We start from the raw sequence: 15,221 nt of genomic DNA on the forward strand, positions 1-15,221 counted from the left end.
CAGACCCGGTCCTCACTGAGGGCGCTTGCCTGTGGAACTATTTCCGTCATGGGCTGTTCGGCGATGGAAGGAGCCGCAAATGGAGCGACGCAACGCAATAATCTCGCTGGTGATAGCGGCGGTCATCATTGTCGGTTTCGTCGTCGGCTTTTTCTACGTTGACATGGGATGGCAGACCTCGCCGCTGAAACGCGCGCCGGAGCAGAACCAGGGCGGCAATGCCCCGGCGGATACCGCCCCGGCTGCCGGCGTCCAGAAAAATCCCAGGGAAAACACGGAAATGCCGGGGCAACAGTGATCGATGGCTGGCAGCAACAGGGGAGGGTGACCTGGCCGTGACGCTGTCGAACTGAGATCAACACAGCACCGATCTGGAGTGCGGATGATGGGCATCCTTTCCGACCTCGACAAGAAGCTGACGGACAATATGTACGAGCATGGCAGCGAACTCACCGATGCGGTTTCGGATCTGCCGGAAGCAGTTGTGGAAGCGGTCGAGCGGCTGATGTTTTTCATCCAGCCCGACGCGCGCGACACAGTCAGAAGTCAGGTTCTCGGCCTCATTCACGAATACGGAATCCAAGACGCTTCGAGCGGGGATCGCCCCGATTGACGTTCAGCACCCCACTAGCAATCGAAACCCGATTGAGACCGCCTCGTGCTCCGGATCGGGAGCCGCGGTTGTTGACGGACTCGTCGAGCGCTCTAGATCAGATTCACGCCGGCCGCGGTTTGTTGCGTCGGGGAGACTATTCTGTGGCGCACCAAACGCCTGATTTGATCGTTAGCCGCCGCTATCTCAGGCTTGACTGCTTGTGCCTGCTTTTGCTGATGCTCTCGGCATGCTCATCTTCCGATCAGATCGAGCAGCAATCACGAACCGTGGCGTCCGCATCGCAGACCGTGTTGATGGCGCTGGACGCCTGGGCGGCAGGGGCGGCGCCGACCGCATACACGGTGGACACGCTGCAATCGATCGGCAAGACGCTTGCCGATGTCGGGGCGCAAATCCGGTCCGCCGAAATCAGTGAACCCACCGAGCAAGCTTCTCTGACAAAAGCAGTCAATGATTTGTCGGTCGGGGTGACGCGTGCCGAGGCCGGACTGCAGGCAGATGACCGGCTGGAAGTCCAAGACGCGCAACAGGATTTACGGCTGGCGTCGCGTGCGCTCGCTACCGCCTACGCCAAGTATTTCGCGCCGAAGCCATGAAAAAGCTCATGGAAATATCCCTCGGCGTCGTCACCAGCGTCGGCGGCTTCCTCGAAGTTGGGTCCATGGCGACGGCGGCGCAGGCAGGCGCGATGTTTGGCTTCCAGTTGATCTGGGCGGTGGTGCTTGGCACCGTCTGCATCATCTTCCTTGTCGAAATGTCCGGCCGGTTCGCGGCCGTGAGCCATCACACGATCTCCGACGGCATCCGCGAAAGGTTCGGTTTCAACGTCTTTCTATGGCCGTTGCTTGCCGCCTTGCTGGTCAATTTCCTGGTGCTGTCCGCAGAGATCGGCGGCGTTGCCATCGCGCTCGAACTTGCCACGGGCATAGGCTTCCAGTGGTGGGCACTGCCGGTGGCTTTGCTGGCGTGGCTGCTGCTCTGGAAAGGCACGTTCGGCGTCATCGAGAAGGGCGTGTCGTTTCTCGGTCTGGTGACGCTGTGTTTCGTCGTCGGAGCGGTGATGCTGAGACCTGATTGGACGGCAGTCGCAAGGGGCGCCGTGCCTTCGCTGCCGGTCCACGATGCCGCCAATTACTGGTTCATGGCGGTCAGCATTCTGGGCGCCTCGATATCGCCCTACCTGTTCATGTTCTATTCCTCGGGGGCCATCGAGGACCGGTGGGACAAAAGCTATCTCGGCGCCAATCGGGCCATAGCGGGGTTGGGCATGACCTTCGGGGGCACCATCTCGATCGGCGTGTTGATCGTGGCCGCTCTCGTGCTCGCCACGCATGGCGTCACCCAGGTGGACGACTATCACCAACTGCCGTTGATGCTGATCCCCATATTCGGCTTCTGGGGCTTCGTGCTGTTTGTTGCTTCTCTCGCCATCGCCTGCTTCGGCGCCGCACTCGAGGTCGGGTTGCAACAGGCCTATCTTGTGGCCCAAGGGTTCGGCTGGAATTGGGGCGAGGATCGCAAGCCGCGCGACGATCCGGGTTTCAGCGCCACCTACACGATATCATTGCTGTTGGCGGCTATTCCCATCGCGCTTGGTCTTGACCCGCTGAGGCTCACCATCTTTTCCATGGCGCTGACGGCTGCCAGCCTTCCGCTGACCGTCGTTCCGTTCCTGTTTCTGCTGAACGACAAACGTTATGTCGGCGAGCATCGCAACGGCATTTTGTCAAATGCCGCCGTCATCTTCATCATCGCGCTTGGCTTCGTACTGGCGGTGGTGACCATCCCGCTGCAGATATTCGGAGGCACATGATGAAGTTGCTGCGTGATCTCCTGGACAAGCAGGTGGTCGACCGCGAGCAGGTCAAGGTCGGTAAGGTCGACGGTTTGGTGGCGCAGTTGCGGCCTGGCAAGCCGCCTCGGATCATTGCCATCGAGCTCGGCTCCATCACCCTGGCGCGTCGCCTCGGCGCACGGCCCGGGCGCTGGATGGCGCGGCTCGCGGTCAAGCTGGGTGGCAAGCAGCATGGCGAACCTCATCGGATCGCCTGGCGCAAGGTGAAAGATATCGGCATCGATATCGAGTTCGACATCGATGTGCGAGAAACGTCGATCTTCGCCTGGCAGGACTGGTTGCGCGACCATATCATCGGGCGCATTCCGGGAGCTTGATGATGATCACGGTCAATCTCGAGCATCTGGCGGGGCGGCGCGTACTCTCGCAGCGCGGCAAGAATGTCGGTTATATCGAGGAGATCCGCGCCGAACGGGATGGTGACGATTTCGTCGTCACCGAATTCCACGTCGGGGTCTACGCTGCTTTCGAGCGTCTTTCGGCTTCGGCCATAGGCGTGGCGGTGCTGGATCTTTTCCGATTGCGCCGCCGCGACGGTCTATACCGCATTCCTTGGGACAAGCTCGACATCTCCGATCCCGCGCGACCGCGGCTGCTGTGCCCAATGACCGAACTCTCAGGCATGAAGGACGCGCCGGACCTCCAGGAATAGGTCGTGGGTGCTGCATCGTCGGGATTAGTCTCATCGCAGCATGCTTGCCGCCAGGAAGACCACGGCTGCTGTCAAAACGACAGCTGCAATCACCAACACCGGCCAGTTGCCGCTAGGCCGCAGTTCCGGCTCGCCTTCGACCGGACGCATGGCATTGGCAAAGCTGGCATCGTTTTCGAATTTTGGACGAGTGCGCGGCGGACTTGTCTTAGCGACCGGATTTTGTGTGTCCGCGGCCTCTGCGTCTGTCTCAAGCGGGGCAATGGCGGGATCGAACCCCGGCGTCTTGTCGTGCGTTGCTCCTGCCTGAACTTCGCCTCTGGCCGCGGCAGGCGTGAGACCTGAAACCTTAGCCATAATCTCTCCCCTTCGAACCAATCTCGGCAGTATCGCACTTGCAGGCGCCAGCGGAACCAAGCTTGCATGCACTGAGGCGACCCGCCACGGTCAGACTTGCTCGCTCAGCAGAATCCTGGCGTCCTTGGCCGCAACGATGAACGCCTGTCGTGCCGCCCTTGTCGGCTTTTCGCCTCGCATGACGGCAAGGCACGCTCTGATCGCGGCAAGACGCCTCTCGGATGTCGGCTTTGGCCAGTCCCGCAGCAGCACTTCGGCTGCGTCCGACACCGAAACCACAACCCTGTCGCGGTCTATCCGGCCAGGTTGAATGACAATCGGCTTTCTGAAATGTCCAGTACGCACATGCCTCTCCAGCGGGATGCACTCTATTCGACACGCCGCTGCAAGAGTGCGCGTCGCGACGCGCTTTAACTCCGCAACCGTCGGTTTGTTCCAGAGCACCTGGCGTTTGAAACAACTAGCCGATGGCCATCCGTGCGCGCCCGTCCCAAGACTTACAACAGGTCCTTGCGAAGGAAGATTCGTACATGCCCTGGAATTCCGAATTCGACTTTGCCGAATTCCTCGAACCCATGCTGCATGTAGAATAGCGGCGCCTGGAAACTGCTTGTCTCGACCACGGCTTTTTTGCAGCCACGCTGGTTCATGGTGCCGGCGTTCCTGTCGCCTGTCACTTCTCCACATTTTACGTCGATGTGGCAGATCTCACGCGAGATAATCCGGCAGCCTCATGCGTGGATCGTGGTGCTGCCGGGCCTGCAGGCATGTCGTCTGGGTATCGGAACAAAGCGCATCTTGGCCTGTTAGGGCGACGCATCCCAGGCAAGGACAAAGCCGATGAAAACACGACAATTTTTCGCATCGCTCGCCGCTGCTTCCATTCTTCTCGCCGTGCCTGCTTTTGCTGCCGACAGCGCCCAGGCCTTCGTCGACAAGGCTGCCATCGGCGGCAAGTTCGAAGTCGACTCGAGCCAGATTGCCTTGGGCAAGGTTCAGGACCAGAGCATCAAGGACTTCGCCCAGATGATGATCCGCGATCACGGCGCGGCCAATGCCAAGCTGGCAACGGTGGCCGGCGAACAAAAATTGAAAGTGCCGTCGGCGCTTGATGCCCAGCACCAGGGCGATCTCGACAAGCTCAAGAATGCGCAGGCACCGATCGATCCAGCCTATGTCGACATGCAGCGCAAGGCGCATGCCGACGCCGTCAAGCTGTTTGAAACCTATGCCAGCGGCGGCGACAACGCCGGGCTCAAGACATTCGCCCAGCAAACGGTCGATACGCTGAAGACGCACCAGCAGATGATCGAAAAGATCGCAGCCGGGCAGGACGCCATCACGGGAGCGACAACACCGGCGGTGAAGACCGACAATACCCCCAATGCCGCCGCTCTCGTTCCCGGCGCAAACAGCTTCACCGAAGCCCAGGCCAAGAGCCGCATCGAGGGTGCAGGCTATACCAACGTGTCGAAGCTTACCAAGGACGACCAGGGCATCTGGCGGGGCCATGCCACCAAGGCAGGCGAAAGCCTCGCCGTCGGCCTGGACTATCAGGGCAACGTCGTTGCCGCCAGCAAGTGAGCACGGATCAGGAGAAATCAATGAAAACGGTAACTGGACTGTTCGACAATTATGACGACGCGGCCGACGCGGTCCGCGAACTGGAAGCCACGGGCGTCCCGCATGCGAACATCAGCATCGTCGCCAACAACTCGGATGACTGGTACGAGGGCGACCGTTCGGAGGCTGCCGAGGATGCCGGGGCTGGCGCGGGGATTGGAGCCGTGATCGGCGGTGCCGGCGGATTGCTGACAGGGCTGGGGGTCATGGCCATCCCGGGCGTCGGACCTGTGGTCGCGGCGGGTTGGCTCGCCGCCACCGCGACAGGTGTCGTTGCCGGGGCGGTGGCAGGCGGTGCGGTCGGAGGCATTGTCGGCGCTCTGACGGAGTCCGGCGTGCCCGAGAACGATGCCCACGTGTATGCGGAGGGCGTACGCCGCGGCGGCACGTTGGTCACGGCCAGGGTGGACGATGAACTCATTGCAAATGCCGAGGAAATTCTGGGGCAATCCAGATCGGTCGATCTTGCCGAACGCCGCAGGGCTTACGAGGCTGGCGGCTGGACCGGCTTCGATGCCAATGCCGGCGAATATATCCCTGACGAGACCGATCGCGACAGCGCTCGGACGATCAATCGGCCTTGAACGAGGAGGTGTGGTCGCACGTACCGAACGACGAGGTTTCACGAAGTGCTACGGAGCGTGTGGGACAGATGTTCGAGTTGCCCGGCTTCAAGATCTCCGGGAGCAAGGGCATGAAGCTTCCCGGCTGTCCGGCGCGTTAAGTGATCTCAGTTGAATCCCCGACCGTTCAAGCGAACTGGCTGGCTGTCGGGTTGGCGTGCTGCACGAAAAGTACTCAGCGATCAAGGTGCGGTGTTGGTATGGTGGTGCGCTGGCGGGCTCTGGTCACGCTGAGCCGCACGTCTGCCGCCTGGCTCATATCGGGCGTGCGCCTGTTCGATCTCACAACTCGATTCTAGTGACTGTGGCTCCCCTTATGTTCGCCTATTAACTGTTCGGCCAAGTTGGGCGTTGACGCTTCCTCTCTATAAGAGTTAATAATCTCCTAATATAAGAAGCATCTAAAGTTCGTGGTCGAAAGCCACGAGTTTGACGATGTAGGTTGGGTAGGGAACGTAGCGTGACGACCAGTCGTCGCGTCCAGCAGCATCGGGTCAATATCCGTCCGTGAATGGCCAGCTTGAGGCGGCTGTTCCAAGCGCGGCGGTGTGCCTGGATGAGGGCGAAAATTCATGCCTGCCTGGATTCGCGCGGTTTTTCTTCGGCTGGAAGCAGCCGGTCGTTCAGTACTGTCGATAAAACAGATGAGGCGTCTGTTCTTAAAAGGGGGGTTGAAAAATGGCTACTCAGGTCACCGGTGCCGGCGGCACCACGACGTCTTTCTCCAACACGCCGCAGGCGAAGGATGACCTTTTTCTCCTCTCAGAAAATGATACCGGTGTCCTGATCCTGAATGTTTTGGCGAATGATCTGGGTGGCGCAGCCAAACAGCTCTACTCCATCGATAACGCAGACAGTGTGCAGACCGCAACGAAGATACTTGCTCCGGCGGATCTGCTCACACGCGACGCAACATACTCCGGCGGTGTCGGAGGAGGGACCGACACGAGTTACCTGGGTGCCCATATCTGGATAGGCACTGATGGTACGATCCACTACGACACGGCGAATCTCGAGAGTATGATTCAAGCGCTTGGGGCGGGAGAGGTTCTCACCGATAAAGTGACCTACGCCATTCAGCTCGGCAATGGCACGCTGAGCTGGGCCACGGCCACCATTCAGTTTACTGGCACCAACGACAAACCCGATATCCATCTCGTGACGACCGACAGCGCGACCGCCTCGTTGATCGAGACCAACGCACCCTTGACGGTGAACGGCACCCTGACGGTGAACGATGTCGATATCTCCGACACGGTGACCGCGATGGTAACTTCGGTGTCCCTCGGCGGCACCATGGGCGGGCTGAACAGTGCCGCCGTGCTCGGCATGCTGACAGTCTCGCCGATCTCGCTGACGGCCAACCCGGGCGAAACCAATAATCTGGGCTGGACCTTCAATTCGGCGCCACAAGCCTTCGACTTCCTGGCTGTCGGCGAGACGCTGACGCTCACCTATACGATCACGGCCAACGACGGCCACACCGGCGGCACCGACACACAGACGCTGACCATCACCATCCACGGCACCGACGATGCGCCGGTTGCGGTCGCCGACACCGGGTCCGCGAACGAGGCCGGCATCACGCCGGCCACGGCGGCGACCGGCAACGTTCTGGCCAACGACACCGACGTCGACAACACCCATGCCCAGTTGAGCGTGAGCGCGGTGACGGGCGGCACGGTCGGGTCTGCGCTGGCCGGCAGCTACGGTTCGGTGACGATCAACGGCGACGGCAGCTACAACTACGTCATCGACGATGCGAACCCGACGGTTGACGCGCTCAATGTCGGCGGCAGTCTGACCGACAGCTTCACCTACACGGTGAGCGACGGCCAGGGCGGGACCTCCTCGACGACGCTGACCATCACCATCCACGGCACCGACGATGCTCCGATCGCTGCCAACGACACTAGCGCCAGTCCCGGTGCGATTGCCGCAACCGAGAAGAGCGGCACGCTAAACGGATCCGGCGGCAACAATGGTTCCGGCAACGTGCTGACCAACGACAGCGATGTCGACAGCGCCAGCCTGACGGTGAGCTCGATCCGTACCGGCGGCGCCGAAGGCGGCGGTACGGCCGGTTCGCTGGGTGTCGGCCTGGTCGGCGCGCACGGCACACTCACAATCGCCGCCAACGGCAGCTACACCTACGTGGTCAACGAGAACGACTCGACGGTCCAGGCCCTCAATACCGGCGGCTCCACCACCGATACGTTCAACTACACGGTCAGCGACGGCAGCCTGACGGACATGGCAGTACTCACCGTCACCATCAACGGTGCAAATGATGCGCCGGTAATAGATCTCAACGGCGGGTTGGCCGGAACATCAACAAGCCTCAGCTATACCACGGGATCGGCCGCGACCGCTATCGCTCCATCTGGAACTGTCGCGGATGTTGACTCCGCTGATTTCAACGGAGGCTCGCTGACCGTCGCATTCACGGCAAACGGCACCTCAGCCGACCAGTTGACGATCCAGAACCAAGGCACGGGCCTCGGCCAGATCGGCTTCAGCGGCAGCAACGTCACCTATAGTGGAACGACCATTGGAACGTTCACCGGCGGAACGAACGGGACAAACCTCGTCGTCACCTTCAACGCCAACGCCACGCAAGCCGCAGCGCAAGCGCTGGAGGATCACATTCGCTACTCGAACGCGACCAGTGCTACCACGACAAAGACTGTGACCTTTACGCTGGTGGACGGGGACGGAGGTACCGACACAGGCACAGCCACGGCGACGATCAATGTGACGGGCGGCGATACTACGGCTCCCAACATCGCACTGATAACGGGCGTTCAGGGAAATGCCGGGGCACCGAGCACGCTCGTCGTCCAGTTCAGCGAAACCGGAATGAACCACACATTCTTCGATTCAACGAAACTAGCTTTGTCGAATAATGTGACCCTAGTGTCGACCACGGGCACGTGGGGCACCGCAACCGACGGCGGTGGCAATACGGTAGATACGTATACTCTGCTGGTGAACAAGCCCAACAACGGCACGACATACACGGCAACTTTTTCTGCTGGAGCCTTCAAGGACGGCGCCGGCAATCTAAGCACCGCCGGGTCTCAAATCGGCCTCAAACCCGCAGGCACTTCCGGCGAGCCCATCAACCTCGCTCTCACCGATCCCTCGCATGAAGGTGCGCTCATCACCGTCACGGTGAAGGACGTACCTTCGGGCTGGACCATCGACGGCGCGACGCATAACGCCGATGGAAGCTGGACGACACAGACCAGCGACCTGCGCGGGCTGACTGTCACCACATCGGCCAGTTTCACCGGGGCAGCCGTGCTCGACGTCCAGATGACCTGGATCAACGCCGACGGCACCTCGGGCAGCGCGTCGATCGCCGACAATGTCGAGGCCTACGCTCCGGGCTCGCCGATCTTCGCCTGGTCGGGCGACGACGTGCTGACCGGGTCCAGCGGCAACGATCTCTTCGTCTTCTCGCAGCCGATCGGTGCCGATACGGTGCATAATTTCGACGCCGCGGCCGATCAGATCGACCTTATCGGCTACAACGGACTGGCGGACTTTGCCGACCTGCAGACCCATATCGCCGACGATGCCCACGGCAACGCGGTGATCACGCTGGGCGATGGGCAGTCGATCACGCTGGATGGCGTGCACTCGGGCGCGCTGACGGCAGGCAATTTCGTCTTCGACCAGACGCCGGTGGTCAACAATGCCGGCACCATGACGATCGGCGACGGCGCCTTGCTGCCGCTGAGCGGCATGATCAACAATAGCGGCCTCATCTCGCTGGACTCGACCGGCGGTGAAACGCTGCTGCAAATCATCCAGCATGGCGTGACCCTGCAGGGCGGCGGGCAGATCCTGCTGTCCGACAGCGCCGCCAACATGATCTCCGGCACGGGGCCGGACGTCACTCTGGTCAATGTCGACAACACGATATCGGGCGCTGGCCAGCTGGGCGGCGGGATGCTGAGCCTCGACAATCAGGGCACCATTATCGCCTCTGGCGCGAATGCGCTGGTCATCGATACGGGGGGCAGCGTCGTCACCAACTCCGGAACATTGGAGGCGACCGGTTCAGGTGGACTGACGATCACCGGCGGGCTGGCGAATTCCGGCATGCTGTTGGCCAATGGCGGCGACATCGTCATCCATGGCCAGGTCACCGGCGACGGCGATGCCACGATCGGCAACCTGTCGAAGCTTGAGTTCGGCAGCGCCTCGTCGACGGATGTCACCTTCGCGCACGATGCGGCCGGCACGCTGCAGCTCGACGATTCCTTCGATTTCAGCGGGCGGATCGGCGGCATCACCAATGACGACAGGCTTGAGCTCGAGGACATCCTGTTCGGCGCGGGAACGACGGCCGTCTACCAGGCAAACCAGGATGGCAGCGGCGGAACGCTGACCGTTTCGGACGGCACCCACGGTACCGCGCTGCATCTGGTCGGCAGCTACGATGCGAACGGCTTCAAGCTTGCCGATGACGGCCAAGGCCATACCGCCGTTTCGTACAATCCGGCGGAATTCACGCTGACGGGCGTTGGCAATGGAGCAATTTCAAGCGACTTCGTGGTGTGAACCAAAAGGCCGCCGCCAGCGGCGGCCCACCTGGCCTGATGCGTATCGAGTGGGGTTCTGGACGTGGATAGCAAATCTCGAATTGTGAAGGATGCGCTTCGGGCCTGCCGCCGCTATTTCCTGGTAGCGGCGGCGTTCAGCCTGGCCATCAATCTGCTCTATCTCGCGTCCCCACTCTACATGCTGCAGATCTATGACAGGGTCGTCACCAGCGGCAGCGAAACCACGCTGGTGATGCTGACCCTGGTGTTGCTGGCGGCCTTTCTTTCGCTGGCCGGCCTCGACCTGGTGCGCGCCTCCATCCTGACGCGTGCCAGTGCGCGGCTCGACCGGCTGCTGTCGGCAAAAGTCCTGGCCGCGTCGGTCGAGACCCCATCGCCCGGCTCGTCGCCGAGCCAGCCCATCCGAGACTTCGACACGTTCAGGCAGGTCATCACCGGCAGCGGCATCCACGCTTTGTTCGACCTGCCATGGTCGCCCATCTACATCGGCATCATCTTCCTGCTGCACCCCTGGCTCGGCTTCTTCGCGCTGGGCTGCTCGCTGCTTCTGGTCGCCATGGCGGTGCTAAACGAATATATCGTGCGTTCGCCGCTGAAGCAGGCCAACGACCTGGCGACGACTAACTATAATTTCACCGAGATGAGCCTCAGAAACGCCGAAGTCGTTCGCGCCATGGGGATGATCGACGGCCTCATCCGCCGCTGGGGACGCGACCGCAATTTGGCGCTGCGGCGCCAGGCGGAGGCAAGCGATCGCGCCGCACTGATGTCGGGTCTGATCCGTTTCCTGCGGCTCACCATGCAGTCGCTGATCCTCGGCCTCGGCGCCTATCTGGTGATCGAGCGGCAGATCACCGGCGGCACCATGTTCGCCGCGAGCCTCTTGCTGGGCCGGGGGCTGCAGCCGGTCGAGCAGATCGTCGGCCTTTGGCGCAGCCTGATCCTGGGGCGGGCGGCGTTGGCAAGGGTCGAGAAGCTGGTCGACGGGGGCGCGCAGAGCGAAAGATCGTTCAACCTGCCCAAGCCCACCGGCAAGATTTCGGTCGAGCAGGTCAGCTTTGCAATCGCCAGCCAGCAGAAAGTGCTTCTCCGAGACGTATCGTTCCGGCTGGAAGCAGGCGAGACGCTGGGAATCGTCGGCCCTTCCGGCGCCGGCAAGTCGACGCTGGCGCGTCATCTCGCGGGCGTCATGCAACCCAGCCGCGGTACCGTCAGGCTGGACGGGGCCGACCTGTCGCAATGGGGACACGACGCGCTCGGCGACCACATCGGCTACCTGCCGCAGGATATCGAACTCTTCTCCGATACGGTCGCCGCCAACATCGGCCGCTTCAAGACCAATGTCGACCAGGAGGTCATCGAGGCCGCGCGGCTCGCCGGCGTGCATGAGATGATCATCCGCCTGCCGCAAGGCTATGAGACGCAGATCGGCGAAGGCGGCGCAGTGCTGTCAGGAGGATATCGCCAACGGATTGCTCTTGCCCGCGCAGTGTTCGGAACGCCGAACCTGATCATTCTCGACGAGCCCAGCTCCAATCTCGATGCCGATGGCGACCGCGCGCTGAGCGACTGCGCGATCGAACTCAAGCGCCGCGGCAGTACGGTGATCATCGTCTCTCACCGGCCCTCGACCCTGGCGAATGTCGACAAGATCCTCCTGTTGCGCGATGGCGCCGTCGAGGCCTTTGGCATGAGAAACGAGATCGTGGCGCTCCTCAACCAGCGCGCGGCTCCAATGGCGGTGGCAACGCAATGAACCGTGTTTGGAGAGAGCGATGAGCGACGGCGCGCTTACCTACCGGAGCCTGCCTGGCGACGCCGGTATTCTGGCCCCGGATTCGATCCGGGTGCCGGCCTATATCGGTCTGCTGATCATCGTTGCTTTCTTTGGCATCTTTGGCGGCTGGGCGGCCTTTGCCCCGCTGAACGGCGCCGTGCTTGCCGACGCCATCGTCAAGGTGGATGGCAATCGCAAAAGCGTACAGCACTTCGACGGCGGTACGGTGAAGGAGATCCGCGTCAAGGATGGCGACGTCGTCAGGAAGGGCGACATCATGCTGAAGCTGGACGACACCAGGATTCGGTCCGAGTTCAATCTTTATGCCCAGCAATATGCGCTGTTGCGCGCAACCGATGCCAGGATCCGAGCCGAACTGGACGGCAGCGAGGTTGTTGCCTTTCCCAAGGACATTCTCAAAGAGCACGAAGACTACCTTAGGGATGCAATGGCAAACCAGATCGCCGATCTGGAAAGCCAACGCGCCTCGATGGCCGGCGCCAGGCAGATCCTCGAGCGGCGCATTGCCGAACTCGAGGAGCAGATCCAGGGCAAGCAGTCTCGGGTCGAATCTTACCATGCCCAGTTGCAATCGACGATCAACGAGAAGGCCAGCCTGTCGAAGCTGCTCAAGGCCGGATTGACGACCCGCCCACGCATCCTGGAGCTGGAAAGATCCGCCTCGGATCTGCAGGGCCTGATCGATGAGAACCTCGGCGCGATCGGCGGCAGCCAACAGAGCAAAGCCGAACTCGAAAGCCAGATCGCACAATTGACAAATGAGCGCCGAGCCAAGCTGTCGGCCATGCTGATCGATACGCAATCGAGCCTTTCCGACCTCGTGCCCAAGATGTTTGCCGCCCAGGCTGCCATGGACCGAGCCGAGGTGCGCGCGCCGTATGACGGCCAGGTGATGGATCTCAGCGTCTTCTCGATAGGCGCTATCGTTTCGCCGGGCCAGACCATCCTCGATATCGTGCCGACCGAAAATTCGCTGATCGTCCAGGCCCAGATTCGCGTCGAGGACATATCGAACCTGCGACCCGATATGGCTGCCGAAGTTCGTTTTACATCCTACAAGCAGCGCTCAATACCCATAATTCATGGCCGCGTCACCCGCATTTCGGCGGATCGCATTACCGACAGCAAGACCGGGTTTCCCTACTATCTTGCCGACGTAGCGGTCGATCCGGTGGAATTGGCAGCAGCCCCACAGATTGCGCTTTATCCGGGCATGCCAGCGTCAGTCATGATCGTCACCGAGGAACGCACCGCGCTCGACTACATTCTGGGCCCGCTGGTTGTGTCGTTCCACTCCGCCTTTCGCCAGAAATGACGGATTAGCCAAGCGACTTCGCTTTTGAGGTGATTCTGACGCAGAGCAGTCGGAGACAAGCCGACAACCAGTCGCTCATGGTCTGCATGTTCCCTGCCGACAGCCCCTCTGTTTCTTTGGTGCTGGATCTGATCATCCTAGATGTTTGATCCCGGGCTTTATGGAGCATCCTTGTCTCCCGAATCAAAGGATGCGCTATGGGCCAAGTTCTGCATGGGAGCGCCAAAACGACAGAGGCGGTCCGTCGAGCGATACAGCATAGTCAAGAGAGCCTGAGGGGGCTGGCCAAGCGCTACGGGATCAACCGGAAGACGGTTGCGAAGTGGAAGAGGCGAGCTTCGGTCGCCGATCTATCGACTGGTCCGAAGGAACCGAGATCGACGGTGCTCTCGATTGAGGACGAGGCGGACATTGTCGCTTCCCGCCGCTACACGCTGCTGCCACTCTTCCGTGCGGTGCGCACGGAACTGCAGGACATCATTTCCGCCCACATCTGGAAGCCGACAACTTTTCCTGAATGAGTGTGCGAACAGAATGCATGGTTCCAAGTCGGCTGGCGGTTTGCGCGCCAAGGCTGGTTTGATCAGCTGCACACTGATCGTGACGACAACTGCAACCGTCGCGAGCTCCGGTCCTGGGCCAACCGACCACATAAGTTTATTCGTTTTTGACCAATACGCGCCGGTGAATTCCTGTAATCTTCGGAACAACACCGGGACAACCGGGTCAACCAGAAAGGTCGGGGAATGAAATACGTCGTCGATACGATCGGCGGTCCCGCAGGCGGTGATGCCTGGCAAGCCGCCGTTACCGAAGCCTATTTTCCGCTCGACACCGAGTATCGGAACCGTCGCGAATTTTCAGGCACGCTGGAAACCTTCTCGCTTGGGCTCGTCAGCGTGTCTAAAATGCGCTGCGATGCCGTAAGCTATCGTCGCCACCGCCGCCACTTCCTCAACGAGCGTGACGCCAGCCTGCTCATCACGATCCCGGAGATGTCGGAGGTGAATTTCTCGCAAGGGTCGAGAACCGTCAATTGCAGGCCGGGGGGCTTTCTCGTCGAGCGGGGAGATGCGCCTTACGAATTCTGGCACGGCAAGCCAAACGCGCTGTGGGTCCTCAAGGTACCATCATCGAGCGTTCGGGCACGGATCGGATCCGCCGAACGGCTCAGTGCGCTCAGTTTCGACGCGACCCAAGGCATCGCCGCGCTCTTCCTCGACACGGTGCGAACCACGATCGGCCATCTCGATGAGATCACTGAAGTCGCTCGTGAGATGATGGGCAGGCACATCCTGGAAATGCTGTGCCTGTCGATCGTGAGCGACGATCGCGTGCTGGACAGCAGCATCTCGTCGATCCGGGCCGGCCATTTGCATCGTGCCGAGCAGTATATTCGCGACAACCTGAAGAATTCCGACCTCGGCCCGCAGGCGGTGGCTGATGCCTGCGGCATCTCCCTGCGTTACCTGCAGGTCCTTTTTCAGGACAGCAACCAGTCGATCAACGGCTTCATCCGCGACGCCCGGCTTGAACTTTGCGCCGAGGAGCTGATGTCGGTGACCAACATCAGCAGCGTAGCCGAGATCGCTTACCGCTGGGGCTTCGCCGACCAGTCCCAGTTCTGCAAGCACTACCGGACGCGGTTCGGCTGCGCACCGACGGATACCCGTCGCGAAGCAGCGATCCGGGCGGGCGGCTCTTCGGCCTCGCGAGAGCGCCACTAGTCCCAACGAAATCCGGGCCAATTCCACCATTCATGCAACGTCTCCCCGGCAAGGGGCGACGAAGGCGGGGCTTTGCCCGCA

The 15,221-nt window shown here is 61.2% G+C and carries 14 protein-coding genes and 1 pseudogene; 13 read left to right on the forward strand and 2 right to left on the reverse strand.

All coding sequences use genetic code 11. From position 1 onward, the window contains the following. The first annotated feature begins 79 nt into the window (after nucleotides 1-79). The 6 genes from EN990_RS00760 to EN990_RS00785 all read left to right on the forward strand — a co-directional run bounded on the left by EN990_RS00760 (nucleotide 80) and on the right by EN990_RS00785 (nucleotide 3,123). Nucleotides 80-298: a hypothetical protein gene (locus tag EN990_RS00760; RefSeq protein WP_013533184.1), complete on the forward strand. Its 219-nt coding sequence runs from the start codon at nucleotides 80-82 to the stop codon at nucleotides 296-298. 84 nt (nucleotides 299-382) lie between these two features. After that, entirely contained in the window at nucleotides 383-613 is a 231-nt protein-coding gene (locus tag EN990_RS00765; protein WP_013533183.1) for a hypothetical protein, read from the forward strand. Between the two features lie 143 nt (nucleotides 614-756). Beyond that, entirely contained in the window at nucleotides 757-1,212 is a 456-nt protein-coding gene (locus tag EN990_RS00770) for a hypothetical protein (RefSeq protein ID WP_127366617.1), read from the forward strand. Next, nucleotides 1,209-2,429, forward strand: a complete 1,221-nt coding sequence (locus tag EN990_RS00775) for an Nramp family divalent metal transporter (protein WP_027164011.1) — start codon at nucleotides 1,209-1,211, stop codon at nucleotides 2,427-2,429. The genes EN990_RS00770 and EN990_RS00775 overlap by 4 nt, the downstream gene beginning before the upstream one ends. Further along, the gene (locus tag EN990_RS00780; protein ID WP_063171484.1) at nucleotides 2,429-2,788 is read left to right on the forward strand and encodes a hypothetical protein; all 360 of its coding nucleotides are present in this window, start codon (nucleotides 2,429-2,431) and stop codon (nucleotides 2,786-2,788) included. The genes EN990_RS00775 and EN990_RS00780 overlap by 1 nt, the downstream gene beginning before the upstream one ends. Beyond that, the gene (locus tag EN990_RS00785) at nucleotides 2,788-3,123 is read left to right on the forward strand and encodes a hypothetical protein (protein ID WP_244506918.1); all 336 of its coding nucleotides are present in this window, start codon (nucleotides 2,788-2,790) and stop codon (nucleotides 3,121-3,123) included. The genes EN990_RS00780 and EN990_RS00785 overlap by 1 nt, the downstream gene beginning before the upstream one ends. A gap of 30 nt (nucleotides 3,124-3,153) precedes the next feature. Here EN990_RS00785 and EN990_RS00790 read toward each other — a convergent pair whose 3' ends face one another. Then, nucleotides 3,154-3,480: a hypothetical protein gene (locus tag EN990_RS00790; RefSeq protein ID WP_127366618.1), complete on the reverse strand. Its 327-nt coding sequence runs from the start codon at nucleotides 3,478-3,480 to the stop codon at nucleotides 3,154-3,156. Nucleotides 3,481-3,570: 90 nt separating this feature from the next. Next, entirely contained in the window at nucleotides 3,571-3,825 is a 255-nt protein-coding gene (locus EN990_RS00795) for a DUF982 domain-containing protein (protein ID WP_013533177.1), read from the reverse strand. 495 nt (nucleotides 3,826-4,320) lie between these two features. On the opposite strand from EN990_RS00795, the gene EN990_RS00805 reads away from it, so the two are divergent. The 7 genes and pseudogenes from EN990_RS00805 (at nucleotide 4,321) to EN990_RS00835 (ending at nucleotide 15,140) form a co-directional block, all read left to right on the forward strand. Further along, nucleotides 4,321-5,064: a DUF4142 domain-containing protein gene (locus EN990_RS00805; RefSeq protein ID WP_013533176.1), complete on the forward strand. Its 744-nt coding sequence runs from the start codon at nucleotides 4,321-4,323 to the stop codon at nucleotides 5,062-5,064. A 20-nt stretch (nucleotides 5,065-5,084) separates the two neighbouring features. Beyond that, nucleotides 5,085-5,687: a general stress protein gene (locus tag EN990_RS00810; RefSeq protein ID WP_024502379.1), complete on the forward strand. Its 603-nt coding sequence runs from the start codon at nucleotides 5,085-5,087 to the stop codon at nucleotides 5,685-5,687. A gap of 717 nt (nucleotides 5,688-6,404) precedes the next feature. Then, on the forward strand, nucleotides 6,405-10,298 hold the full coding sequence (locus tag EN990_RS00815) for a VCBS domain-containing protein (protein ID WP_127388227.1): 3,894 nt from the start codon (nucleotides 6,405-6,407) through the stop codon (nucleotides 10,296-10,298). 63 nt (nucleotides 10,299-10,361) lie between these two features. Next, nucleotides 10,362-12,056 carry a type I secretion system permease/ATPase gene (locus EN990_RS00820; protein WP_013533172.1) on the forward strand — a complete coding sequence of 565 codons (1,695 nt, stop codon included), beginning with the start codon at nucleotides 10,362-10,364 and terminating at the stop codon, nucleotides 12,054-12,056. Nucleotides 12,057-12,075: 19 nt separating this feature from the next. Beyond that, on the forward strand, nucleotides 12,076-13,413 hold the full coding sequence (locus EN990_RS00825) for an HlyD family type I secretion periplasmic adaptor subunit (protein ID WP_063171488.1): 1,338 nt from the start codon (nucleotides 12,076-12,078) through the stop codon (nucleotides 13,411-13,413). 197 nt (nucleotides 13,414-13,610) lie between these two features. Next, nucleotides 13,611-13,859, forward strand: a pseudogene (locus EN990_RS00830) (IS481 family transposase); the annotation flags it as partial. Between the two features lie 300 nt (nucleotides 13,860-14,159). Further along, complete coding sequence (locus EN990_RS00835) at nucleotides 14,160-15,140, forward strand: helix-turn-helix domain-containing protein (protein ID WP_127367131.1); 981 nt, start codon at nucleotides 14,160-14,162, stop codon at nucleotides 15,138-15,140. The last annotated feature ends 81 nt before the right edge of the window (nucleotides 15,141-15,221 follow it).

Origin of the sequence: Mesorhizobium sp. M7A.F.Ca.US.005.03.1.1 (assembly GCF_003997975.1) — a bacterium.
GTDB classification, from domain to species: Bacteria; Pseudomonadota; Alphaproteobacteria; order Rhizobiales; family Rhizobiaceae; genus Mesorhizobium; species Mesorhizobium ciceri.

Coding starts and splice junctions, on each gene's coding strand:
- EN990_RS00760 (WP_013533184.1), top strand. CDS start 80: ATGGAGCGACGCAACGCAATAATCTCGCTGGTGATAGCGGCGGTCATC.
- EN990_RS00765 (WP_013533183.1), top strand. CDS start 383: ATGATGGGCATCCTTTCCGACCTCGACAAGAAGCTGACGGACAATATG.
- EN990_RS00775 (WP_027164011.1), top strand. CDS start 1,209: ATGAAAAAGCTCATGGAAATATCCCTCGGCGTCGTCACCAGCGTCGGC.
- EN990_RS00780 (WP_063171484.1), top strand. CDS start 2,429: ATGAAGTTGCTGCGTGATCTCCTGGACAAGCAGGTGGTCGACCGCGAG.
- EN990_RS00785 (WP_244506918.1), top strand. CDS start 2,788: ATGATGATCACGGTCAATCTCGAGCATCTGGCGGGGCGGCGCGTACTC.
- EN990_RS00790 (WP_127366618.1), bottom strand. CDS start 3,480: ATGGCTAAGGTTTCAGGTCTCACGCCTGCCGCGGCCAGAGGCGAAGTT.
- EN990_RS00805 (WP_013533176.1), top strand. CDS start 4,321: ATGAAAACACGACAATTTTTCGCATCGCTCGCCGCTGCTTCCATTCTT.
- EN990_RS00810 (WP_024502379.1), top strand. CDS start 5,085: ATGAAAACGGTAACTGGACTGTTCGACAATTATGACGACGCGGCCGAC.
- EN990_RS00815 (WP_127388227.1), top strand. CDS start 6,405: ATGGCTACTCAGGTCACCGGTGCCGGCGGCACCACGACGTCTTTCTCC.
- EN990_RS00825 (WP_063171488.1), top strand. CDS start 12,076: ATGAGCGACGGCGCGCTTACCTACCGGAGCCTGCCTGGCGACGCCGGT.
- EN990_RS00835 (WP_127367131.1), top strand. CDS start 14,160: ATGAAATACGTCGTCGATACGATCGGCGGTCCCGCAGGCGGTGATGCC.